At 45.9% G+C, this 1197-nt stretch carries 1 protein-coding gene; it reads left to right on the top strand.

The features are described from left to right. The coding region (locus tag ACP45E_RS19950) for an ABC transporter permease (protein ID WP_141707443.1) at positions 1-1197 on the top strand (1197 nt) is incomplete at both ends.

The raw sequence follows: 1197 nt of genomic DNA, 5'->3' as shown, positions 1-1197 counted from the left end.
GTGCCCCAAACACAAACATCAGGCTTTGCCATTATTGCGCTAATGATGATGAGTGTTGCGCTCTTTACTCCGTTTCTGATATGGAAAGTGTTTACCAGTTTTACCTACTCATTGCGTTGGGTGAAGTTACGTTGGTTTTTTGCCGATGCAGCGACCAGTATGAGTTATCGTGGTGTGGCTACTATGGGATTAATGCTCGCTATGGCTGGTAATATTGGTGTGGAGACCATGGTTGGTAGCTTCCGTGATACGACCGATAAGTGGTTAACCCAAAGGTTGGCCGCTGACCTTTATATTTACCCAAGTAATAGTTCTTCGCCTCGCGTAAGTCACTGGTTACAAAAGCAACCTGAAGTTGAAAGTGTCTGGTGGCGATGGGAAAAAGATGAACCGACAGCAAGAGGCGTACTTCAAATAGTAAGTACCGGTGCTTCTGACGCAGAACTTGACGCGTTGACCGTCAAACTTGGTATTCCAAACTATTGGTATCACCTGCACCACTCGAAAGGTGTGATGATCAGTGAGTCTATGTCGTTGAAATTAGGCATCAGACCTGGCGACTTTATCAGTCTTTCTAATCAGCTTGGGCAACGGTGGCAGGTTGTTGGTGTCTATTACGATTATGGTAACCCGTATAACCAAGCTTTGTTATCGCATCGGAATTGGCTCAATGAATATGCAGGCACCGGAGATGTCGCTCTTGGCGTTGAGCTTAGACCGGGGGTGAACCCAACCGGATTAAAGCATCGACTGGCCTCTGTGTTTCGTTTGAATTCCGACCGCGTGTTCGATAATAGTGATATTCATACTCAGGCTATGAAAGTGTTTGATAGAACGTTTGCTATCGCTGATTCTTTAGGCCATATCACATTGTTTATCGCAGTTTGCGGCATCTTCTTTGCTACCTTAGCTGGCGAGGTTTCTCGCCAGCGGCATATCGCTTTGTTGCGTTGTTTTGGCATTTCTGGAAAAGAGCTCGTGATTATAAGTGGGCTTCAACTTCTGGTGTTTTGCATGATTTCAGTGGTGATAGCAATGCCACTTGGGTTGGCCTTAGCAAGCCTTGTGGTGGATGTTGTGATTAAACAATCGTTCGGATGGACCTTGGAGTTGAGATTTGTTCCTATGGAATATGTTAAGACAATATTCTGGGTGATTGCATCGTTAATGGTGGCTGGCGCACTGCCGGTATGGCGA

Source organism: Vibrio genomosp. F10 str. 9ZD137 (genome assembly GCF_049974785.1).
Classification (GTDB): Bacteria; Pseudomonadota; Gammaproteobacteria; order Enterobacterales; family Vibrionaceae; genus Vibrio.
This window is presented reverse-complemented; position numbering and strand designations above follow the sequence as displayed.